The following is a 22,285-nucleotide window of genomic DNA, read 5'->3' on the forward strand; positions in this document are numbered from 1 at the left end:
GGGCGAGGCTCAACGGCGAGGATTCGGAGGGGGCGTTGGAACTTCAGGTCGGCGGTTTCTTTCGTGATTCCTCGAGCTTGTCGTGGTGTTCGATGACCTCGCTGAACAATTCGCGGAGCCGTTCTCGGGCGGCCGACATCAGCCGGGCCCCCTTGGGCGTGATCCGGTAATTCTTCCGGCGTTTGCCTTTGACGACGGATTCGGTGCTGACCAGGTAGCCGGATTTGTGGAGGTCGTGCAGGATGGGATAGAGGGTACCGGGGCCCATGCGATACCCGTGGCGGCGAAGTTCCCGCATCATCTCGACACCGAAGATTTCTTCTTTGGCGGCGTGATAAAGAATGTGCAGACGCACGAATCCGCCGTAGAAGTGCTTCAGGATGTCGTCAGACTGCTTCATATCGAGTATCGATATTGCAGTGCGGTAATACGACTGTCAATCATCAGTGGCGAGGAGCGGAACTGATCAGGGATGGCAGTTGGATGTGGCACGGGTAGTGACAACTGTGGGGCAGGTCGGTTTCCTTCCTCCTTTCGGAAAGGTTGCCCCTTGAACGCCTCCTCCGGGAGGAATCAGGAGTACTACCAGCAGGAGATTCCTGATCCTCACTGGCGAAATCTCACGCCGAGGACTTTGGTCCGCCTCCAATTGAGTGGTTGGTACCGTCAATGAGGACCGGTCACCCTTTCGTCTGCTTCTAAATACCCGGTTCCCCGAGCCCCACAGGCATCTGCAGTTCATTGAGCGGATTCGCGCCTGGTTGGAAGATTGTGAATGCGAGTCTGGCTTGGTCATTCCTGTCGGCAGGGCGCGATCCGATCGGGATCGTGGAAAATGAAGGAAGGAGACTGGAAGATATTGAGAGCGAGACTGGCCGGAAGAGGTGGTTGCGACTGAGGCAGCGTCCTAAGAAGTCGCCACTCCTCTGCGATTGACTTTCTGAAGTGTGGAACTTCTAGGCCGTCCGGGACACTCGAATCGGAGTGAGATGTGAATCAATCTGAAAACCAGAAAACATCCCACTCCGAGACCGTCCTTCTCTCCGAGGAATCTGCGGTCAGGGATGTGCTCGCACAATCGATGTTGGGGCTGTGGAGCGTCGTCAATCAACTCTCGCGACTGAAGCCGACGCGTCGGGAGCGCTATCGCGTCAGCATTTTCGGATCGGCACGAGTGGAGTCGAATCACTGGGTCTACGGGGCGGTCCGGGACGTATCCGCGGAATTGACACGTATGGGATGCGACATCGTCACGGGTGGCGGACCGGGCCTGATGCAGGCGGCAAACGAAGGAGCCCGCCTTGCAGATCCGGAGGCAAAGCAGGACTCGGTCGGAATCCGTATTGCGCTGCCGTTCGAGCAGGACATCAATGCCTTTGTATCTGACGCCTATGAGCACGGCACCTTTTTCACGCGATTGCATCACTTTGTGTTGACGTCGGATGCGTTTGTCGTTGTTCCCGGCGGCATTGGAACGGTGCTCGAGACGATGATGATCTGGCAACTTCTGCAGGTACGAAAGCTGCACGACACGCCGCTGATTCTTGTTGGAAAGATGTGGGACGGACTGATCGACTGGAGTCGGTCGGCCATGCTCCGTCCCGACTTTCCACTGGCGAGTCCGGAGGACATGGAGATTCCGATCTGCGTTGCCGATGGGACAGACGCTCTCGAGGTTCTTCGAAAACGTCACGACCAGTGGCGTTCGCAGTCAACCGGCAGTTAAACCTTCCTGCTGCCAGCGTCTTTCCCTGTGAATGAAACGCAGTCGCTCGATTGAGTTCAGACCAGCCACCTGAAGTTCCATCTCAGAAGCAGTACCAAGATCGGTTTCCGTGCCAGATCACCCGCAAGACGCGTCTCGAGGCTACGTCGACGTTGACGGACATCCGCGGCTGCGATCGTCGATCGTCGGATTTCTCGACATCATGGGCTTCTCCCAGGCCATCGAACACTCCCGGGACCATTGCGAAGGCCAGGTGCTGGTGGATCGCATTGTGTCGGCGTTGAACGATGCTCGCGGATATGTCCGCCGCAGCCTGGCGGAGGAGTTTGCGGCTCTCCCCCCTAACTGGGGCGTGAAGTTCTTCAGTGACAATCTGGTGGTCGGATATCCATTCGAAGAGCCCGGATCGGCAGCGCTGGCCGCGCGGTTCATCCTGGCCTGTTCGCAGCGGTATCAGCTTCGCATGGCCGTCAGTGGCTTCTTCATCCGGGGGGCTCTCACCGAAGGTTTGCTCTGCCTTACCGACGACATCATCTTCGGATCGGCACTCCTCGAGTGCTATCACCTCGAATCCAGAACATCGATCGTTCCACGCGTGATTCTGGCCGAGCCACTCAAGATGCTGTTGTCGGATGCAATCGCGACAGGTCAGGCCTCGTCGCATGGACTCGGGGCCGCGATCTGTCGAGATATCGACGGCTGGTGGTTTGTGAACTACCTCGAGGCCGCACGCGAGCAGGGAGTGATCGACTGGGAACTTGTGGCGGCTCACAAACGTTCGATTCTTGAATCGCTCGCAGGTGTCAAACGCCACGACGTGTTGCCCAAATACGGCTGGGCCTGCCGCTACCACAACATGTTCTGCCACTGGTATCGGGACTCACCGGGCTATTCTGACCAATACCGGATCGAACGTGCGGACGAGACCTCGGTGATCGATCGAATCGGCGATGGTGGCACGATTGTGTGAGATGCGGAGTTCACCGCATGACTCGATCGAGGCACAGCCAGAGCCAGGTCACCGAGATCAGCGGGCACAGCAGTCCGACAACCAGTCCGACACGAATGAGGTCGCCGATTTTCAAACGACCGGTCGTGTAGACCATGGCATTTGACGGCGACGCCACGGGGAGACACATCCCGCAGGACGCTCCAATCGCCACAGCGATGACGACCAGCGCTTCTGATCCCGCGGCCATCGTGATGACGAGCGGAACCAGGATGTTGGCCGTCGCCGTCGCGCTCATGAAATTGGCAAGGACGGTGGTCGCATAGGACAGTACGAATGCGAGCATGATCGGGGGCAGAGCGCCCATCGGAATCTGGCCGATGATCCAGTTCGACAGGCCGGTGGATGTGACGACATTTCCCAGCGCCAGCCCGCCGGCCATGAGGAACAGGACGTCGTAACTCAGTCCGCGAATGTCTTTGGCCGTCAGCACCCCAGTGCTCGTGAGCAGAACCGTTGGCAGCAACGACACGGCCGATGTGGGGATTCCGTGCCAGGAGGACGTCAGCCAGAGGCCGATCGTAGAGACCAGCGTCACCACGACGATCACATACTGCGCTCGATTGGCGGGAGCCGCCTGTGTGGCTGCGATGCTTTCGAAGCGGAACACCCTGTCGGGCTCGGGAAACCAGCGAGTGAGAAGCTTCCAGACGATCGCGGCGACGATCAGTGAGGGGGGGAGCCCAAGCGCCATCCACTGCAGAACGGTGATGACCTGTGGCGGTTCGAGGGCACTCAACGCTCCGGCTGCGATGGCGTTTGGCGGCTTGGCAATCAGGCTTCCGACGCCGCCGAGAATGGAAGCGACGGCGATGCCCAACAGCAGCCCTTTCCCGGCGTTTGATTCCTGGTCGCACTGCCGCATCAATGGTGCAATGACAGCCAGCATCATCGCTGCGGTGGCGGTGCCCGACATGCACAGGGACAGGACGAACGTCGCCAGCATGACCCCCAGAAGGACGTTCTCGTAACGTCCGCCCAGCCTTTGAAGCAGAGTCATCGCGAGCCGGCGATCGAGTCCGCATTTCTCCATCCCCGCAGCCAGGACAAAGCCTCCGAAGAACAGCCAGATCAACGGGTGACCGAAGACCGTGACAAACTGCTCCCAGTCGTTGGCGTCTTGTGCATAGACGCCTTGCGGGCGGCCCAGAAGCGCCACGTTCAAGGCGATGACGAGCAATCCCACTGCGAAGGCCGGGATGACTTCGGTGGCCCACAGCAAGACTGCCAAGACGAGGATGAAGAGCGCCCTCAGGGCGGCGGGCGAAAGGCTCTGATCGGGCCGGAGCCACACGGCAACGAGCAGTGCCGCGCAGACGCAGATCGCAAACAGGATCGGACGTCTGGCGCGGCCCGTTTCCGGATTGCGGAACGAGTACCACGGTGACGAAGGCACGTTGTCCAAGAGTCGCTTGCTCCCCACGCCTGCTGATAATCATCAAGCCTCGTGGATGCGACGTTAATGTGCTGTGAACGATCTGCACAATCTGGCGCGAATCGAATGCGACGGAAAATCGCCAGCCCAGTGCATCGACGCTGCGGCCGAGGTTGGCGATGATTGGGCCAGTCTCGAATCGAATCCGATGAGAGAAGAGGCAATGGCTGCAACGTGTGTCTCAGCGCTGCACACACCCGATGGCGCTCGTCGCTTGGCGCCACTCACGCTTTGAAGGAGTCGATCATGACCTCATTGCGTCGCGTCACATTGCTCGCAATCCCGTTACTGCTCTTTGCGGCGTTGCCCGCGGCTGACGACGAACCATCGCCCGATGAAAAGGCGATTCAGGATGCCGCGGTGAAGTTCGTTGATGCCTACAACGACCAGGACGTTGCCGCGATGGCGGCTTTGTTTGATCCCCAGGGGCGAATCGAAGAAGCGGACGGGACGATTGTGCAGGGGGGCGAAGCGATTCGGGCCGCGTTCGCGGCAGCCTTCGAGGCAGAGCCGGCGGCCCAGATCAGTCTTGAAATGGATTCACTGACGATGCTCACCCCGGAGATTGCGGTGGAGCAGGGGGCAACGGACTTTTTCCCCGATGGCGAGACCATGACTTCGCGGGGGCGCTATCTGGTCGTCCACCAGAAGAAGGACGGCGCTTGGCGGATGATCTCCGCCCGATCGCTCGAGAAGGAGGTGGTGAGCAACTTCGAGTATCTGCGGCAGCTGGCGTGGCTCTCCGGTGACTGGATCGACGAGGACGCAAACGAAACGGTCGAGACGACGTTCCACTGGGATGACGATCGAAATTTCCTGCTCTCGGAGTTTCAGGTGAAGCGCGGAGCCGAACTGCTTGGCAAAGGGACGCAGAGGCTGGGCTGGGATCCACAGCGGAAAGAGATCCGCGGCTGGATCTTCGATTCCCGGGGTGGCTTCGCGGAATCGCGATGGGTCGACGTCGGAGATCGATGGACTGTGACCATCAACGGTGTGAACTCAGCCGGGGCGACTCAGTCGGAAATCCGCACGCTCGTTCCGGGAATCGACCGTGTTGAAGTCGGCATCATGAATCGAGTCGTCGGTGGTGAGTCGTTGCCGGATCTCCAGTTCATGATGGTCCGTCGTCCCCCAGCGCCCGCATCCAAAGCGACGGCCCAGACCGCCAGATAGTCGTCCTTCACACAAGCCAACTGCTTTCCACGGAGACGTCCAATGACGACTCAAAAACGATTCAGCCTGGTTGCAACATTGGTGGGCTGCATCCTGATTGTCGGAGCCGCTGACACCTGGGGCCGGGGCTTCGGTGGCGGCCGCGGAGGTGGAGGAGGAGGCCGCGGCGGTGGCGGTGGGTTCCGAGGAGGCGGAGGTGGCGGTGGCCGAGCCCCGTCGATGAGCCGCGCTCCATCACGACCAAGTGGGGGAATGGCGAGCCGTCCCAGCGGAGGCGCTCGGCCGAGTGGCGGTGCGAGACCAGGTGGAAGCCCGAGTCGTTCGCCGGGACTCGCCGGCGGCGCCGGAGGGGGCTCTCGTCCGGGCAACGTTCGCATGCCGAACGGTGCAACGCGACCAGGAAATTCGGCGCGACCGCCCGCGAACATCGCAGGGGGCGGCCGGCCTGGCGGAGGTCTGACCCCAGGTGGTGGCAGACCACCAATTAATGCCGGCGGACCTGGTGGAATCGGAGGCCGTCCAGGGGTCGGTGGCCCCGGCGGTGTTGGCGGCATCGGAGGTGTCGGTCGGCCTGGTGGCGTTGGCGGCCCTGGTGGCATTGGCGGCGTCGGTGGCGCAGGCCGGCCCGGTGGCGTTGGCGGCGTCGGAAGTGTTGGACGTCCCGGTGGCGTCGGTGGTGTTGGAGGCGTCGGACGACCCGGTGGTGTTGGCGGCCCCGGTGGCATCGGCGGCGTTGGCGGTGCGGGCCGACCCGGTGGCGTCGGCGGACCTGGCGGCGTTGGTCGCCCGGGTGGCCCCGGCTCCGGATTGAGGCCCACAACATTGCCCGGCCTCGGAGTTGGAGCCGGTATCGGCGCCGGCGTTGGCGCAGGTCTCGGCGATCGCGCGAACTGGAATGACGGCCCCGGTGCGCGACAGGACTTCATGAATGATCGAATCGCGAACCGTCAGGACCGTGCTGCGGGCCTCGAGGACAGGATGCAGGGCCGGCAGGACAACCGTCAGGCCAATCGCGAAACACGGCAGGGCGATCGGCAGACGAATCGAGGCGATCGGCAGGACAACCGGCAGACAAACCGAAATGACCGACAGGACAATCGGCAGCAAAACCGGGACGACTGGTCCGAGAACTTCTGGGACAACGCCCACGATGCGTACCACGACCACTGGCACGACGACTTCGGCGACTACTGGGATCACATGTGGGAGTACCATCCCGTTGCCGCAGCGTTCGGAGTCACTGCGTGGGGAGTCAATCGTCTGAGCTATTGGTTCGGATACGGCGGCGGCTACTACAACCCGTACTACGGCGACAGCGGCAGCTACGGAGGCGGAGGCTACTACGACTATTCGCAGCCTCTGATGACGTACGAACAGGTGACCATGCCGGTCGAAACAGCGGCCCCCGTGGAAGCAGTCGCGTCTGCAACAGCGACGGCAACCGCGCCGGGTGCTGTTCCCTCAGCCAGCACCGAGCCAACGCCCCTGACGAAGGCCTACGACGAGGCGCGGCAGGCGTTTTACGAGGGCGACTATCCGCGATCGCTCGAACGGGTCAACGCCGCGCTGGCGATTGCGCCGAACGACGCAGCGCTGCACGAGTTCAAATCGCTCTCGTTGTTCGCGGCCGGGAAGTACCACGATGCGGCAGCGACCATCCACCCCGTTCTCGCGGTCGGCCCTGGCTGGGACTGGACGACGTTCATCCGGATGTATCCGAGCGTCGACACCTACACGGCCCAGTTGAGGGCACTCGAATCGGCAGTCGTTTCGAATCCCAAGTCGGCCGATCTCCACTTCCTTCTGGCCTACCACTACATCACCTGCAGTTCGACCGCGGAGGCAATCGGACAATTGCAGGAGGTCCTGGAACTTCAGCCGAAGGACACGGTTTCCCTTCAGCTTCTGCAGATGATCGGTGGTCCGAGTTCGCTGCCGAAGACCTCGTCGTCAGCGGAGCCGCCCAAACCGGCGACACCGGCCGCGGCGACGATTCCGAAGCAGGATCTCGTAGGATCGTGGAAGGCGAAAGGCGCCGGCGATTCGAGCTTCGGCCTCAAGCTCTCCGATGACAGCACGTTCGCCTGGACGTACACGGAGAAGGGGAAGGCCAAGTCGATTGAAGGTGTCTTTGCCGTCGAAGAGAACACTCTCGCGCTTCAGCCGGACGCCGGCGGAGTGATGCTCGCCGAGATCTCGGCTCCGCAGAACGGGAAGTTTCACTTCCAGGTCGTCGGGTCACCCCCGGGCGACAAGGGACTGGACTTTTCGAAGTGATTCCGATGGAACGAACCTCTCGCCGCCTGACCTGGCGAGAGGTTTCTTTGCGTCCTGCGACGAACTCGCTACGGAGGAGTGGCGTTTTTGATTCCGTGACTGGGTGAGGGCCGGTCAGAGAATGGGAGTGGAGGCACGCATGCAGCATCTTGATTTCAACTTCGATCCGACGAGTTCCGTCCTCCAACTCCGGCCAACCTCCGCGCTCTCAGCCGACGATTTCGCGAAGATCGTTGAAGTCGTCGATCCGCACATCGAAGCGACTGGTAGCCTTCGCGGCATCATCATCGAGACGCCTTCGTTCCCCGGATGGGAGAGCCTGGGGGCGATGATGGCGCATTTCCGATTCGTGCGTGATCACCATCGGAAGGTGAAGAAGATTGCTGTAGTAACGGACTCCACGTTCGGCGAAATTGCCGAGAAGCTGGCGTCGCACTTCGTGGCCGCCGAGATCCGACACTTTCCGTCGGGAGAGCTGTCACAGGCGAAGGAATGGATTTTGGCTCCGTCCTGAGTCGACTGCGAGTGGAACCCAGAAGCCGTGGGCGCGGAGAAATCACCTTCGGGATGGAGTTCGCTGTTTCCAGCCCTCGAGTGGCTGAGGCAGTACGACCGCGCGTGGCTTCGATTTGACGTGATCGCCGGCTTAACGCTGGCGGCCTACGCCATCCCCGTCTCGATGGCCTATGCGACGCTCGCCGGCGTGCCGCCACAGCACGGTATCTACTGCTATCTGCTCGGCGGGTTGGCCTACGCCATGTTCGGTTCCAGCCGCCAGTTGGCCATCGGGCCGACGTCAGCAATCGGCCTCCTGGTCGGGTCGACCGTGGCAGGGATGGCGGACGGTGACGCCACGCGCTGGATTGAGATTGCAGCCCTGACGGCGCTGATGGTGGCCGTCGTCAGCGCGATCGCATGGCTCCTTCACCTCAGCGGGCTCGTCAGCTTCATCAGCGAAACCGTGCTGCTGGGCTTCAAAGCCGGCGCGGCGCTCACGATTGCATCGACTCAGTTGCCCAAGTTGTTCGGCGTTCCGGGCGGGGGTGACAACTTCTTTGAGAGGATCTGGATCCTTCTCGGACAGCTCGGGGAAACAAACCTGGCCGTCCTGACATTCGGAATCTGCGCGGTGGCGCTGCTCATCGCCGGAGATCGACTCTTCCCGAGGCGCCCGGTCGCGCTCGTCGTCGTCGCGGCGGCGACAGTCGTGATGGCGTTAACCTCGCTCGAGGAGGCCGGCGTTCCGACCGTCGGAATGATTCGGCCCGGGCTTCCGGCCCTGCATCTGCCGTCACTTCGGATGCGCGATGTGGATGGCGTGCTTCCGCTCAGCATCGCCTGCTTTCTGCTCGCGTACATCGAGGGCATCTCGGCCGCCCGGGCGCTCGCCGCTGAGCACAACGCCGAGGTCAATCCGCGACAGGAGCTGCTCGCACTGGGGGCTGCCAATCTCGCGGTCGCGTTCGGCCAGGGTTTTCCAGTCGCCGGCGGCCTTTCGCAATCCGCGGTGAACGACAAGGCCGGCGCAAAGACACCTTTGGCGCTTGTGATCGCGTCTGCAGCTCTGGCCGGTTGCCTGCAGTGTCTCACGAACCTCTTGCGATCACTGCCGACGGTCGTTCTCGCCGCCATCGTTCTCGTCGCGGTGAAAGGCCTGATTGACCTGCACGGCCTGCGGTTTCTGAGGCAAGTGAGCCGCCGGGAATTTCGAATTGCGCTGGTTGCCCTGGTCGGCGTTCTTCTGTTTGGAATCCTGAAGGGCGTTCTGCTCGCGGCGATTGTTTCGCTGATCCTCCTACTGGCAGGAGCTGCAACTCCCAGCATCGCGTTTCTCGGTCGAATTCCTGGAAGCCGCCGCTTCTCGTCTCTCGAGCGTCATCCGGATAACGAATCGATCCCCGGCGTCGTGATCGTTCGCCCGGAGTCATCGATCCTGTACTTCAACGCAGATCATGTCCGCCGCGTCATCTGGGATCACGTCGCCGGAATGCCGGATGTGCGACTGGTGATCTGCGATCTCTCGAACTCGCCGGTCGTCGATGTCGCCGGCGCCAACATGCTGGCTGGACTGCACTCCGAGCTTTCCAGGCGTAACGCCCGGATCCGGATCGTCGAAGCCCACGCGAAAGTCCGTGATCTGCTTCGGGCCGTCGGCCTGGAAGGGAAGACCGGCTACCTCGGACGCCACCTCAGCATTGACCAGGCACTGCTCGAAGAGTCAGCGTTCCACGAAGTCACGCCGGGAGCTGCCGCGGATCCGTCATCTTCGCCGGGCTGAGAAGATCATCAAGCTTCTCCTTGGTGAGCCACCCCTTCTGAAGCACGAGGTCGTAGACGCTCCCGCCGGTCTTCAGGGCCTCCTTGGCGATCGACGCCGACTTCTCGTACCCGATCACCGGGTTGAGCGCCGTGACAATTCCGATGCTGTTCTGGACGAAGTGACGACAGCGATCTTCGTTGGCCGTGATTCCGGAAATGCACCGCGCGGCGAGGGTCACGCATGCGTTCTTCAGAATCATCAACCCGTGCAGCAGGTCATACGCGATGATCGGCTCAGCCATGTTCAGTTCCAGTTCGCTCGCCTCCGACGCCATCGAGATCGTCACGTCGTAGCCGATGATCTGATAGCAGATCTGGCTGACGAGTTCGGGGATGACCGGATTGACCTTCCCCGGCATGATCGATGAGCCTGGCTGCATTGGCGGGAGATTGATCTCATTAAGCCCGCATCGCGGACCCGACGAGAGCCAGCGGAGGTCGTTGCAGATCTTCGAGACCTGGACCGCCGCTCGCTTCATGGTGGCGGCCATCTGGGCGAACGCGCCCGAATCCTGAGTGGCCTCAACGAGGTTGAACGCCTTTCGCAGCGGCAGCCCGGCCCCTTCGACCAGCCGTTTGGTCACCAGGTCTGCATAACCCGGCGGGCTGCAGATCCCCGTGCCGATTGCCGTCGCTCCCATGTTGATTTCATGCAGCTCTTCGGCCGACCGGGCGAGCGCAGCCATCGCGGACTGAACCATCACCGCATAGGCGCCGAATTCCTGGCCCAGAGTCATTGGAACGGCATCCTGGTTCTCCGTACGCCCCATCTTCAGGACGTGTGCGAACTCCGTCTCCTTCGCTTGCAGCTGGGACCTGAGCTCTCCCATCGCCGCCAGCGTGTCCTTCAGAGAGAAGATCACTGCCAGCTTGATCGCCGTGGGGTAGGCGTCATTGGTGGACTGTGAGCAATTGACGTGATCGTTGGGATGCAGGTGCTTGTATTCCCCCTTGGCATGCCCCATCAGCTCCAGCCCGCGATTGGCGATCACCTCGTTGGCGTTCATGTTCGTGCTGGTGCCGGCGCCACCCTGCATCATGTCGACGACGAAGTGGTCATGCAGCTTGCCGGCCAGGATTTCGTCGCACGCCTTGACGATCGCCTCAGCCACTGGCGAGGGGATGCATTCCAGCTCGCCGTTCGCCTGTGCCGCCGCCTTCTTGACGTAGGCGAGCGCCCTCACGAAGTGTGCAAAGTTCTTCAGCGGCACACCGGAGATCGCAAAATTCTCCTGGGCGCGGACCGTCTGGACGCCATAGTAGGCGTTATTGGGAATCTCCCGTTCACCCAGCGAATCGTGCTCAACGCGATAGGAACTCACCTGCGGCGCCGCAGCCTTCTGATTGGCCAGCATGTCGGACGCCATCCGCAGCCGGTCCGAAATCCTCTGAGCGACCCGCGCGACAAGGCGGTAGTAGAAATCCGGTTTGCCCGCTTTCAACTCATTCATCACCGCGCGGGGAATCTGGATCACTGTGGTGCCAGCTCCGCGGGCGTAGGCGCTGGTTGAATGGGCGCCGTCATCCAGGAGCAGACCTTCTCCGACCAGCGCACCTTCGGTCAGCGTGGCCAGGTGGGTTTGGGTCCCGTGCAATCCGCGGACGATCTCCACGTTGCCGGAGAGAACGAACCCCAGCCACTCGCGGGGCGTCGATTCATGAAAGAGGCAGGCAGCTCCCTCGAACGTGACCTGCTTCCCCTTCTCGATGAGTGACGCGAGATCGGCCGCCGCCACTCCCATGGAGCGCGCGGCCGGTTCGATTTGCGTGCGGAGATCGGTCATAGGTCGCCCCTAGAAGAAGAGCTTTGCGATGATCAGCCCGGTCGACACGGCGACGATCGTCGCCACGATCCCGGGCAGCATGAATGAGTGATTGAGGACATACTTGCCAATCCGCGTCGTTCCGCTGCGATCGAAGTTCACCGCCGCGATCAGCGTTCCGTATGTCGGAATGAAAAAGTACCCGTTGACGGCAGGAAACATCCCCGCGAGTGCCGCTGGTGCGATTCCCAGCGTCACGCCCAGCGGCATCAATGTCTGCGTCGTCGCCGCCTGGCTGTAGAGCAGCATGGACGTCAGGAACAGCCCCACGGAGAACAGCGCCGGATAAGCCTCCGCCATCCGGGACAGGCCCCCGATGATCACCTCCCGGTTGGCATTGATGAACGTATCACCCAGCCACGCCAGTCCCAGAATTCCGATCACTGCGGTCAGCCCGGCCTGGCAGGTCTTCGTCTTCACGATCTGATCAACTGGCGCTGTGGTGAATGAAATCATCAGCGCTGCGACGGTGAACATGATGATAGCAATCGTCATTGGCATCGAGATCACGGACGAGGCATCCGCCGGGCCGACGGTGCGGATGGCCGGAAACAGTCCACAGCAGACGACGAGACCGACGCCCGCCAGGAACATGTACGCAGAGAGAGCTGCCCTGGGAGGCAGAGACTTCGATGAATCGTCGTCCGTCGATCCCCTGGGGTCTTCAATCTCACCCGCTGCGACTCGCCGCAGGTATTCCGGATCCTGATCGAGCTCGACTCCGACGCGAGTCTGGATCAACGCCGCGACAATGACACCCAACAGCGTCGCCGGCACACAGATCATGAGGATCGTCGGCAGGCCGATCCCTTTGGAGCCGAGGATTGCGATCAATGCTGCGGTTGCGGCCGAGACTGGGCTGGCTGTGATCGCCTGCTGGGAAGCGATGGTCGCGACCGCAATCGGGCGCTCGGGCCGCACCCGCCCTTTCATCGCGACTTCGTAGATCACCGGCAACAACGGGTAGAAGACGTGTCCCGTTCCCGAGAGAAACGTGAAGAGATACGACACCAGCGGCGCCACGATCGTGACGTGACGGGGGCTCTTGCGGATAATCCGCGACGCAATCTGAACCAGGTAGTCGATTCCCCCGGCCGCTTCCATTGCCGAGGCGGCCATGATGACCGTGAGAATGATCAGCAGCACTTCGCCCGGAATGCTGCCCGGCTTCTCGCCGAACAGGAAGACCAGGACGGCCAGCCCGACTCCGCCCCACAGTCCCATTCCGACGCCGCCCGCGCGGGCTCCGATGGCAATGGCGGCAAGAAGAACGATCAGCTCAAGCGTTACCGACATTCAGATTGCCCTGGTGTGCAGCCGGACAATGAACAGGTGAACTCGATCTCAACTGCAGGCACTGTCAGCTTCGTGAGGTGCCCGCTGCAGTATGCTCGTCGCGAGTCGAGAAAGGCAACGAAATTCCCGCCACTTGCTCAGGCGGCATCAGGGAAAGTTGTACTGCACCGTCGCCTGGATGCGATGGGCCTCGCCGAAGTCGCCGTTGTGCACTTCGTTCGACCCATAGAGATACTCGACCCCGAGAGTCGTGTTGTCGATCGGCGCCCAGATCACATTGGCGGCCACGTAGTTCGCCAGTTGCGGAGTGTCTCCCGGGTCAGTGCTCTCGCGACGACGGACCGCGACGCTGTAGACACCCGTACTGCTCAACGTCTCCGTCCAGGCGTGCGTCAAGGCGAGGCATCCCCCCATGTGATCAACAGGTTCGACCTTGCCGGGCGAGGCCAGCCGCAGGTCAGAACCGCCTCGATACCGACCGAGACCGTTGCCCGCCACGAACTGGCCAATGATCTTGTCATCTTTTGTAGGCTTCAGGATGCCGACGATGTTGATCGCGCAGCCGAACCGATCCTGCTCGGAACCGGTATCCGGCCGGTAGGCGACATCGCGAAAGAGCCCGGCAACGAACCACTCGTAATACTCGCTCTTGTATTTCAGATGAGTCGCGAGGTCAGGAATCGGCTGGGCCGGATCACCGGGGATTGTCGCCGTCACGACGTCGTCAACGGCTGTCGTCGGATTCTCAATTGACGTCGCCCACTTCAGATTGTCGGTCAGCTCTTCCGTCCAGCGAAACTGCGCCTGTCGCTGCACAATGAACGCGATCGGACTTTCAAAATCCAGTGTCCGAGGGATGCCATCCGGGTCCGTAAAGACGGTCCACGTCTGACCGGCAAGCAGGTGCCCGACCTCGGCATACGCGTGCCGGATTCGCAGTTGGTTCCCATTCGTAAAGAAGTCCGTTTCGACGAACCCGCGAATCGTTCCCCAGTCGCTTGGGGCCCGAACATCAAGATTGAGCCGCGTGGCCTTGGCCTGCATCAGCGTGTTCTGGCCGTCCGAACCGTCCACCGGAATGGTCGTCGGCACCCAGCGATCGGGCGTGCCGGCCGGCTGGAAGTCGTGGATGAAGTCCCCCTTGATGTACCCCCCGAACTTCCACCAGATCTCGGTGCCGGGAATCTGATTCGCCTTGTCGAACTTCGCCGACTCCGGCTTCGCGACGACCCAGTGATCGTGCAATGCAGACGTCAGGGCCTCAGCGAAACCGGCCTGCTCGACGCCTTCGCTGAAGTCCGTCGGACTCGAATGCGAGTTGGAAGAGAGGCTGTCAGCCCCGGCACCTGTGGAAGCCTGCACTTCGGGCACCGGTGAAGGGCGCGGCGGAGCGTCATCGCTGCGCCCGGCGGCGGTGAGGGCACCGACGAAAGCAATCCAGATCGTGAGGACGCGCTTTCGAATCATGACCGTCGCAACAATGCGGAATGCTTGTCAGTGAGATGAAACGCGATTCCAGCAGCCATCGTCTAAAGCTGCAGCGATTCCTCGGCAATGTGAAGTGGCGTCTGGACCCAGTCGAGCGGCAGGTCTGGCCGATCTTCAACGAGTCCTTCGATTGGAATCGACCGCAAGCCCCGTGCGCACGACCATGGGGACGGCCGGACAGGCCTCAGGGGGTAGCTCACTTCATCGGCAGTCAGATTCGGGGTCTCGAGGATCACTTCGCGCATGATTTGGCCCAGTTATCCCCTTCGCGGGCATCGTCATACGTGGATCGAGAGAGATCAAATGCCATGCGACTTGAAGCAGTTTCATGCGGGCGTCAAACGTTTGATGACCCGGTGCAGGATGGCCGGCGAGGAACCTGACCCGGGCAGACTCGTAGTCGGTGACAAGCCGGTAGTTTTGCAGCCAGAGGCTCGCTCGCTCCATCTTCCGCCGGTTTCAGTGAGTTCGGATGCGAGAACCGTCCTGGCCCCGGTGCAGTTGCGGCCTCGTGCAGGCCAAGGCGAGCATCATCGAAACGTGTCCCTGCAGGATCCCAGGTTCAGAACCTTTGATTCGAGAACCCCCGACTGATTACGCCGTAGGGCCGGATCGGCGGCACATACACCTTCTGCTCCCGGATCAACCGCACGCCGGCCGCATGCCCGGCCACGCAGGCGTTGTAGAGCGCATCGAACCAGTGATTCTGACGCCGGATCCGCTCCCAGCGTGTAACGACCCCTTTGCCCGCCACGAACTCCTCGGTCTTCCGTTCAGCCGTCAGGTGCTTGGCCAGCGACAGGTGTTCCTGCGGCGGCGCCTTGTAGAGCCGCAGGGCGCCGGGTTGATCGAGCGGACAACTGAGCCGCTGGTGCACCCAGGTCTTCCAGGCATCGGCGTCCATCTCGACCAGGTCGATCCGGTCAACGGGCTGCCGGTTCACGTGGTAGTCCTGTCCGATGTGGACGACGGTGGCTCCACGACTGGTGGGATGGTGATACGACTGGGTGCGCTGTTGGGTGGCGCCCCGTCCCACGGCCGGATGGAACGGTTGGCGACTCTCCCGACAGAAGGTGTAGACGACCGGCGTCATGTAGCCCGCATCCACGAGGACATGCACGGGCGTCAGACGTTTCTTGCCGGGTGAGGCCGCGAACTCCTGCGACACGGGCCAGCCATCCTTGACCAGATCCCGGAACTGTCGCAGCGACACCATGAGCGCCTGCTCGACTGCCAGGCTGTCCGAGGGAACCTCGATGCGGCCGTAGTCGACCACATAGCAGGTGGCATCGGGCTTCCAGCCGACGACGATCCAGTGGCACAGATACTTACCCAGATCGATGGCCGCAGTCAGCACGGTGCAGTCGGGCGGCACGAGGCCCCGCGGCCAGGTCGACTGCCGCAGCAGGATTTCTTCGGCGAGGAGGGTCGTCTCGTCCTGCCGGGAGGGGGCCACCGGCAGGCACCACACGAACTGCCGCATCTCTTTCTCGGCGTTCTCTTCATCGGGGGACCGGGACGCCCGCCATTCGTCGGCCGCCAGATCGGCCGGCATCAGGAACAGGTTGTGGATCGCGCTCCAGCGGAAGCCCAGGGTGTCAGTGGCGATCGCCTCGCCAGTCAGATTCCCCGCGTCATCGACCGACTGTCCCTGGTGGACCAGCCGGCCCTGTCGGTTGGCCTCCGTCCTCTGTTCGGTCGTCCAGGGTTCTCCACAGTCGGGACAGGCGAATTTTCCCAGGCTGCGGGCCTCGGCCTGGGTCGACGCCTCGGTCCAGCCGGTGAAGTGTTGTCGTTCCGGGAGCACGTCGTGCCGGCAATGAGGGCAGGGGAGCACGATCCGGCTGCGGGTTCCGGCGGTGTATTCCTGCCAGGTCCGGCCCTGCTCGGTCGAGAGGGTGCATTCCATGTAGATCCGCTTCCGGGCGCCATAGGCGCGGGTGCGGGCCTCGAGTTGCGTGATCTTGTCCGATTCGCGGCTCGTCGCGCCGGCCTGATCCATGCCGTCGGTCTCGGTGATCACGACCACTCGGGACGTAAACCCGGCCCGGCTCTTATCGCCACCGCCGCCTGACATGAACTTGAGTGTGGCGCCATTGCGGAACGGGATTGACTCCACGCGGCCACCTCGGCTCCCGCCGCCCCGGATCGGCATCAGGCTGCGGTAGCGGGACTGCTCGATGACCGGCAGGATGTCTTCGCGCCACTTGTCGATGGCCATATCCATGTCGGGCAGGCCACAGATGACCGTCTCGCCAATCTCGAACAGGTGGTAAATGAGCGGGATGACGAAGCAGGCCAGCGTCTTCCCACTCTGGGTCGGGCCAGTGGCCACACACCGGTTCCAGCGGCCACTGTCGACCGCATCGAACCAGAGCCGGGTGTAGGGCTGGCGATCACAGCGGAACCGGCGTCCCTGGAAGGGACCGTCCGGAATGACGATCTCCGTCTCCGCAAACTGCCGCATCGAGCGCACGGTCCGGGCGCGGGACTGACGCAGGAACCAAAGGAGTTCGTCCCGGGCCCGGGCCTGCGTGGTCGACGGGTCAGCGGTCACGGTGCTGGTTCCTCCGGCGCGCTGTTGCCGGGAGCCTCGCTGCTGAACAGCCGCTCGATCTCCCGCTCGGCGTCATCAATCGATTCGTTCAGCAGGGCGGCAGCCTCCGGTCCGAACTGCTGCAGGAGTCCGTCTCCCGCCGCCCGCAGGATCGCGGCCACGCGTCCCAGGCCTTCCCGGACATCGCCCCGAGCGACCAGTTGGCCTTCCCGCTCCAGACGATCGAGCCGGGCCATGGCCGCCCGTTCCTCCCGGTAGCGCTCGAGGGCCGGACTGGCGACATCCGAGTTCAGGAGGGGATCGTCTTCATCGGCCAGTTTGCGAGCATTCTTCGCCAGGAAGTCATGGAAGGCTTTCACCACCCTGGGTAAGCAGATCGTGCGTCCGCCGAAGGGGATGCCATACCGCTCAGCCTGCTCGTTCAACACCTTCGTCTGCCGGCCGGACATGTCCCGCCAGTGCTTCTGGGGGATGCTGTCGTAGTACTGCCAGCGACGGGTCTCTTCCTGTTCCGCCTCGTGTCTTCGCAGGGCGGAGGCTTCTTTGGCGGTCGGTCGTTCCCCCGCCATCACCTTCCGGACGGCCTTCTGCGCGAGCTCCTTGTCGAGCTGCTTCGACAGCTTCTGCGCAGCGTCCATCGGGGTCGCAGGTTTGCCCATCTTGACTGCTTACTTACTCACGGGAAACAGGCCGTTATTGCGTAAAAATCTCGCGATGTTCGCGACCGCAGGGGGGGAGCCGGCCACGGGAGTACCTATGGCTTTCGAGGGGGAGTCGGGGCTGCCGAGCGCTGCTGATCGCGTGAGCAGAACCTGCTGAATCCTTGGGAAACGCCTCGGAATGTGGCTTCAGGTGTCTTGGGGGGCGAGGTAACTGATGTCGTCGTTGCGACCGCGTTGGTTGCACACGAACGAACTTCACGAGGGAGACACGACGATGGCTGCCAAGACCACCAAGACCGAGGCGAAGAAGGCGACGATCACCAAGGCCCCGAAGCCGGAGCGGGGCATGAGCGCCCTGGACGCGGCGGCGAAGGTGCTGGGCGAGGCCAGCGAGCCGATGGCGACCAAGGCGATGATCGAAGCGATGGCCGCGAAGAAGTACTGGACCAGCCCCGGTGGCAAGACGCCGCACGCCACGCTGTACGCGGCGATCCTGCGGGAGATTAACGTGAAGGGCAACGAATCGAGGTTCACTAAGACTGACCGTGGGCACTTCACGCTGAAGGACCAGACGAAGAAGGCCGCTGCCAGGAAGGGGAAGGCCTGAGCCATGACGACGACCGACAACAACCTGAACCTCGTGGCGGCCGCCAGGCGACTGCTCGAGGCCCGCGAGGACCAGATGCTGACGCCGGTGGAGTGGGACGCGCTGCAGGCCGCCGTCGATGCGATGGGCGAACGGGTCACGCCCTACTACGTCGCCACGCTGACCCGCTACGTCGTGGTGGACGCTCTCCACGAGGACAACGCCCGGGCCAAGGGGCACGCGGCGCTGGTCGACCTGTACGCCCGGTCCAGGAAGACAAACGATCTGATCGAGATCCAGACGGTCCGGCCCGCGATGGCCGACGAGGTCGCGATGTGCGCCTACCACGCGGCGAAGGTGGCCGAGGAGGAGGCACGGACGAACTCCTAGCTTGGCACGGTTGCCACCAGACGCCCGACGTTCGCCACGTCCGGGCGTTTTGTCGTTGGTGCGGGGAACGGTTAGGCTCTCTGGCTGGGCGCGACGTGGGCGAATGTGGGCGTGACGTCGCGGATGATCGAAACCAATGAGGGCCACCAGCCGTGTCCGCTCGACGCAAGCCATCGAAGAACAAGATCTGCCCTTCAAGTACAAAGACGCCTGCGAAGTCGTATGCAGAGGTCGTGGCCCGATACCTGGCCGAGGGCAAGTCGATCGGGGACGCTGATCTCGGGTGGTACGCCCGGCAGCCGGACTACGCCACGCTGCTGGACCAGGCTGTGATGTCCCGTACGCAAGATGACAAACGACATCCGCACCAGCGCCGCATCCCTGAACGCGTGCTTCGAGCGGCCCATCGCAAGCTCTCGAATGCTGATCTGACGTCGTGCGAGTCATTCGACGATCTCCACGATCAGATTGAGACGGCGACCAAGAGCATTGACGGTATTGGCGTTCTGGCGGTCTTCGATTTCGCGTGCCGTATCGGTGCGTGGATGAAGAAGATGCCCACGAAGGTCTATCTGCACGCGGGGACTCGCGCCGGTGCACGCGCCATGGGACTGGGGCGGGGGCGAAAAACCATCGAGGTCAAAGAGCTTCCGAAGGAGTTTCACCGACTGTCTGGAAGGCATGCCGAAGACTGCCTGTGCGTCTACGCGGACGATCTCGCGCGGATCAATGGGCTGTCGTAGCGCCGTCATCGCATGGCCTCCTCACGAGGCTTCATCGGGATCGGTGACTTTCCTGTCCGCTCCAGCACTCCCTTCTCGCCCGTGAACCGCTGGAAGCGATCGACGACGACATCGCAGTACAGCGGGTCCAGTTCCATCAGGAACGCCTTCCGTCCCGTCTGCTGAGCGCCGATGAGCGTCGAGCCGCTCCCTCCAAACAGGTCGAGGATGTTCTCGCCCGGCCGCGACGAGTACTGCATGGCCCGCACAGCCAGCTCGACCGGCTTCTCGGTGAGGTGCACCATCGACTGCGGGTTCACCTTTTTCACGGACCAGACGTCCGTGGCATTGTTCGGCCCGAGATAGGTGTGGCCCGCGCCCTCCTTCCAGCCGTAGAAGCACCACTCGTGGTCCCCCATGAAGTCTTTGCGGGTGAGGACGGGGTGCCCCTTGTGCCAGATGATGGCCTGCGAGAAGTACAGGGCATGTTTCTTCAGGAACGGCGGGTAGTTGGCGCAGTTGGCATAGCCGCCCCAGATATAGAACCCGCGACCGGGCTCCAGAACTCGGGCCGCATTGCCGAACCAGGCGTCCAGCAATCGATCGAACTCCTGGTCCGACACGAAGTCGTTCGCCAGTGGCCGGTCTTTGGCCCGCAGCTTCTTCCCGGTCGGCTTTGATTTCCCCGGGTGACGGGCCAGATCGAGCGACTGGTGGTGTGTCCGCTTCTTCGGCTGGGCCTCGAAGGAACTGTTGCCGGCCGCGATGGCGTTGTTCGACCGCGGCTCGACCTTCACGTTGTAGGGTGGGTCGGTGTTCACCAGGTGGATGGTCTGGCCACCAAGCAGGAGATCCAGATCCCCCGCCTTGGAACTGTCCCCGCACAGCAGCCGGTGGTCACCGAGGATCCACAGATCGCCCGGCTTCGTGGTGGCCTCATCTGGCGGCGCCGGCACCTCGTTGGGATCGCACTGGCCATCCTCGACGTCTGGGTTCAGGAGCTTGGCCAGTTCGTCCGCATCGAAACCCAGCAGGTCCAGGTCGTAGTCCATGGCCCTCAGGTCCATGACCTCGAGGCCGAGGAGTTCCGGGTTCCAGTCGGCGATGGTCGCCGTCTGGTTGTCGGCGATGCGGTAGGCCCGGATCTGGGCGGCCGTCAGTCCCGTGGCCACGTGCACCGGGACCTTGGCGAGTCCCAGCTTCTCGGCCGCCTTGAGCCGCGTGTGCCCCACGATGATGACGCCCGCCTGGTCCACGACGATCGGCTGCCGGAACCCGAACTCCTGGATCGAGCGGGCGACCGCATCGACCGCCTGGTCGTTCAGGCGCGGGTTCTTCTCGTAGGGCTTGGGTTTGGTGACGGGCCACAGTTCGATCTTCATCAAGCTCTCCTGCTCTGCGCTAGTAAAGACGTCTTGACTACGCTGCCGGCTTAGGAAAGATTCCTTTACTAGCCGTCCGCCTTGGGAAAGAACTCTTTATCAGCCGATGCCACGCAAATCTGGTGCATACCGCACGTTCCGAGTGGGTGGGGAGACGTTTCGCGCCTTTACTCCGCTGCCACTGCCGCCCAGATCGCCCGCACTTCGAATCGAAGGTGATCTTGCGAGGCGACACGACCGCGCGGCGGCTTCGCTGCAACGCCTGTCTGTGGCTGCGATGACGGTCCCGAGCCTGCAATGGTTTCTGTACGGATTCGTCCGCAAGGAGGCGGTGATCTCGTCGCAGATCGAAGGGACGCAGGCCACCTTTGAAGACCTGATCACTTTCGAGGCCACCCGGCAGACGGACCGCGACGATGATGTCGAGGAGATCTGCAATTATGTCGCAGCACTCGAGTATGCCCGTGCCGAAGTCGCTCGCCCCAAAGGCTTGCCGATCTGCACGAGGCTGCTGTGCCAGATCCACAAGAGGCTGATGCACGGAGTACGCGGCGCCGAAAAGCAACCGGGCATCGTCCGCACGTCCCAGAACTGGATTGGAGGTTCGCGCCCCGGCAACGCCATGTTCGTTCCTCCGCCGCCGGAGAACGTTCCCGAAGCTCTTGCCTTGCTCGATCGCTGGGTTCATCAGGAGGACGGGTTCCCGCCCCTGGTCCGTGCCGGCCTGGCTCATGTCCAGTTCGAGACCATTCACCCGTTTCTGGATGGGAACGGTCGTGTCGGCCGACTTTTGATCACACTCCTCGTTGAACACTGGAAGTTGCTGAGCGCTCCGCTGCTGTACCTCAGCCTGTCGTTCAAGCGACATCGCGAGGAGTACTATCGCCGTCTGTCTGCCGTTCGGACCGACGGCGATTTCGAAGGATGGATCGGATTCTTTTTGGATGCTGTCCGAGAGGCGGCCGACGACGCAGTGGAGGCGGCGACCCGGGTATTCAGGTTGCTCAACGACGATCGTCGTCTCGTCACCAGCCACAAGGCCGCAACAGTGACGTCGATCCGACTGTTCGATCACCTCCCTGAAAACCCGGCTATCACCGTTGCGATGGCGGCGGAACTGTTGGGCGCAACGAAGCCCACAGCAATTAAGGCCGTACAGGCCCTCGTCCACGCAGGCGTGCTGGAAGAAAGCACCGGCAAGAAGCGGGACCGCATGTACCGTTACCACCGTTATCTCTCCCTGCTCGCGGAAGACACGGAAGTGCAGAAGCCATAGGTCACGGTCGGTGCTGCTCCTTCAGCACGACTCTTCCGGGACCTTCGGGACCTGTGGGACCTTGCCTCCCCGGTCCAATACACACGCGTAAAAACACATGTGTATTTCTCTCGCGCACACATAGCTTTGGGTGAAAAGGTCAAGAAGGTCCTGAAGGTCCCGTC

General features: G+C 62.4%; 20 protein-coding genes. 11 read left to right on the forward strand and 9 right to left on the reverse strand.

All coding sequences use genetic code 11. The features are described from left to right. Positions 1 to 43 precede the first annotated feature (43 nt). Positions 44 to 400 (reverse strand): PadR family transcriptional regulator, encoded by a 357-nt coding sequence (locus Pan44_RS19320; RefSeq protein WP_145032453.1) that lies wholly within the window; start codon positions 398 to 400, stop codon positions 44 to 46. A gap of 591 nt (positions 401 to 991) precedes the next feature. Between Pan44_RS19320 and Pan44_RS19325 the strand changes: the two genes are divergently transcribed. Beyond that, positions 992 to 1,726, forward strand: a complete 735-nt coding sequence (locus tag Pan44_RS19325) for an LOG family protein (RefSeq protein ID WP_231754105.1) — start codon at positions 992 to 994, stop codon at positions 1,724 to 1,726. A gap of 109 nt (positions 1,727 to 1,835) precedes the next feature. Continuing rightward, entirely contained in the window at positions 1,836 to 2,696 is an 861-nt protein-coding gene (locus Pan44_RS19330; RefSeq protein WP_145032455.1) for a hypothetical protein, read from the forward strand. A gap of 10 nt (positions 2,697 to 2,706) precedes the next feature. On the opposite strand, the gene Pan44_RS19335 is transcribed toward Pan44_RS19330, so the two are convergent. Beyond that, positions 2,707 to 4,131: an SLC13 family permease gene (locus Pan44_RS19335; protein ID WP_231754345.1), complete on the reverse strand. Its 1,425-nt coding sequence runs from the start codon at positions 4,129 to 4,131 to the stop codon at positions 2,707 to 2,709. Between the two features lie 285 nt (positions 4,132 to 4,416). Here Pan44_RS19335 and Pan44_RS19340 point away from each other — a divergent pair, with 285 nt between their 5' ends. The 5 genes from Pan44_RS19340 to Pan44_RS19360 all read left to right on the forward strand — a co-directional run bounded on the left by Pan44_RS19340 (position 4,417) and on the right by Pan44_RS19360 (position 9,898). Further along, positions 4,417 to 5,343 carry a YybH family protein gene (locus tag Pan44_RS19340; RefSeq protein ID WP_145032460.1) on the forward strand — a complete coding sequence of 309 codons (927 nt, stop codon included), beginning with the start codon at positions 4,417 to 4,419 and terminating at the stop codon, positions 5,341 to 5,343. 487 nt (positions 5,344 to 5,830) lie between these two features. Next, on the forward strand, positions 5,831 to 6,154 hold the full coding sequence (locus Pan44_RS27490; RefSeq protein ID WP_197453485.1) for a hypothetical protein: 324 nt from the start codon (positions 5,831 to 5,833) through the stop codon (positions 6,152 to 6,154). A gap of 113 nt (positions 6,155 to 6,267) precedes the next feature. After that, positions 6,268 to 7,620: a tetratricopeptide repeat protein gene (locus tag Pan44_RS19350; RefSeq protein WP_145032463.1), complete on the forward strand. Its 1,353-nt coding sequence runs from the start codon at positions 6,268 to 6,270 to the stop codon at positions 7,618 to 7,620. Between the two features lie 139 nt (positions 7,621 to 7,759). After that, a complete protein-coding gene (locus tag Pan44_RS19355; protein ID WP_145032466.1) occupies positions 7,760 to 8,134 on the forward strand; it encodes a SpoIIAA family protein in 375 nt (124 codons plus the stop codon). A 27-nt stretch (positions 8,135 to 8,161) separates the two neighbouring features. Further along, a complete protein-coding gene (locus tag Pan44_RS19360) occupies positions 8,162 to 9,898 on the forward strand; it encodes a SulP family inorganic anion transporter (protein WP_145032469.1) in 1,737 nt (578 codons plus the stop codon). On the opposite strand, the gene aspA is transcribed toward Pan44_RS19360, so the two are convergent. The 6 genes from aspA to Pan44_RS19390 all read right to left on the reverse strand — a co-directional run bounded on the left by aspA (position 9,855) and on the right by Pan44_RS19390 (position 17,762). After that, a complete protein-coding gene (gene aspA, locus Pan44_RS19365) occupies positions 9,855 to 11,723 on the reverse strand; it encodes an aspartate ammonia-lyase (protein ID WP_145032472.1) in 1,869 nt (622 codons plus the stop codon). The two genes, Pan44_RS19360 and aspA, sit on opposite strands and share 44 nt — an antisense overlap. Positions 11,724 to 11,732: 9 nt before the next feature. Continuing rightward, positions 11,733 to 13,058 carry an anaerobic C4-dicarboxylate transporter family protein gene (locus Pan44_RS19370; RefSeq protein WP_145032475.1) on the reverse strand — a complete coding sequence of 442 codons (1,326 nt, stop codon included), beginning with the start codon at positions 13,056 to 13,058 and terminating at the stop codon, positions 11,733 to 11,735. A gap of 147 nt (positions 13,059 to 13,205) precedes the next feature. Next, complete coding sequence (locus Pan44_RS19375; RefSeq protein WP_145032479.1) at positions 13,206 to 14,525, reverse strand: DcaP family trimeric outer membrane transporter; 1,320 nt, start codon at positions 14,523 to 14,525, stop codon at positions 13,206 to 13,208. A gap of 62 nt (positions 14,526 to 14,587) precedes the next feature. After that, the gene (locus Pan44_RS19380; RefSeq protein ID WP_145032482.1) at positions 14,588 to 14,791 is read right to left on the reverse strand and encodes a hypothetical protein; all 204 of its coding nucleotides are present in this window, start codon (positions 14,789 to 14,791) and stop codon (positions 14,588 to 14,590) included. Between the two features lie 317 nt (positions 14,792 to 15,108). Next, positions 15,109 to 17,103 carry a terminase gpA endonuclease subunit gene (locus Pan44_RS19385; protein ID WP_145032485.1) on the reverse strand — a complete coding sequence of 665 codons (1,995 nt, stop codon included), beginning with the start codon at positions 17,101 to 17,103 and terminating at the stop codon, positions 15,109 to 15,111. Next, a complete protein-coding gene (locus tag Pan44_RS19390) occupies positions 17,100 to 17,762 on the reverse strand; it encodes a hypothetical protein (protein WP_145032488.1) in 663 nt (220 codons plus the stop codon). Before Pan44_RS19390 ends, Pan44_RS19385 begins: the two co-directional genes overlap by 4 nt. A 277-nt stretch (positions 17,763 to 18,039) precedes the next feature. Here Pan44_RS19390 and Pan44_RS19395 point away from each other — a divergent pair, with 277 nt between their 5' ends. From Pan44_RS19395 to Pan44_RS19405, 3 genes are all read left to right on the forward strand, one after another. Continuing rightward, a complete protein-coding gene (locus Pan44_RS19395) occupies positions 18,040 to 18,372 on the forward strand; it encodes an HTH domain-containing protein (RefSeq protein WP_197453487.1) in 333 nt (110 codons plus the stop codon). 3 nt (positions 18,373 to 18,375) lie between these two features. Continuing rightward, on the forward strand, positions 18,376 to 18,741 hold the full coding sequence (locus tag Pan44_RS19400) for a hypothetical protein (RefSeq protein WP_145032494.1): 366 nt from the start codon (positions 18,376 to 18,378) through the stop codon (positions 18,739 to 18,741). Between the two features lie 152 nt (positions 18,742 to 18,893). Beyond that, positions 18,894 to 19,484 (forward strand): hypothetical protein, encoded by a 591-nt coding sequence (locus Pan44_RS19405; RefSeq protein ID WP_145032497.1) that lies wholly within the window; start codon positions 18,894 to 18,896, stop codon positions 19,482 to 19,484. A 5-nt stretch (positions 19,485 to 19,489) separates the two neighbouring features. On the opposite strand, the gene Pan44_RS19410 is transcribed toward Pan44_RS19405, so the two are convergent. Further along, positions 19,490 to 20,845: a DNA modification methylase gene (locus Pan44_RS19410; RefSeq protein ID WP_145032500.1), complete on the reverse strand. Its 1,356-nt coding sequence runs from the start codon at positions 20,843 to 20,845 to the stop codon at positions 19,490 to 19,492. 106 nt (positions 20,846 to 20,951) lie between these two features. Here Pan44_RS19410 and Pan44_RS19415 point away from each other — a divergent pair, with 106 nt between their 5' ends. After that, positions 20,952 to 22,121 (forward strand): Fic family protein, encoded by a 1,170-nt coding sequence (locus tag Pan44_RS19415; protein WP_145032503.1) that lies wholly within the window; start codon positions 20,952 to 20,954, stop codon positions 22,119 to 22,121. Positions 22,122 to 22,285: the final 164 nt, after the last annotated feature.

It is taken from the genome of Caulifigura coniformis (genome assembly GCF_007745175.1).
GTDB classification, from domain to species: Bacteria; Planctomycetota; Planctomycetia; order Planctomycetales; family Planctomycetaceae; genus Caulifigura; species Caulifigura coniformis.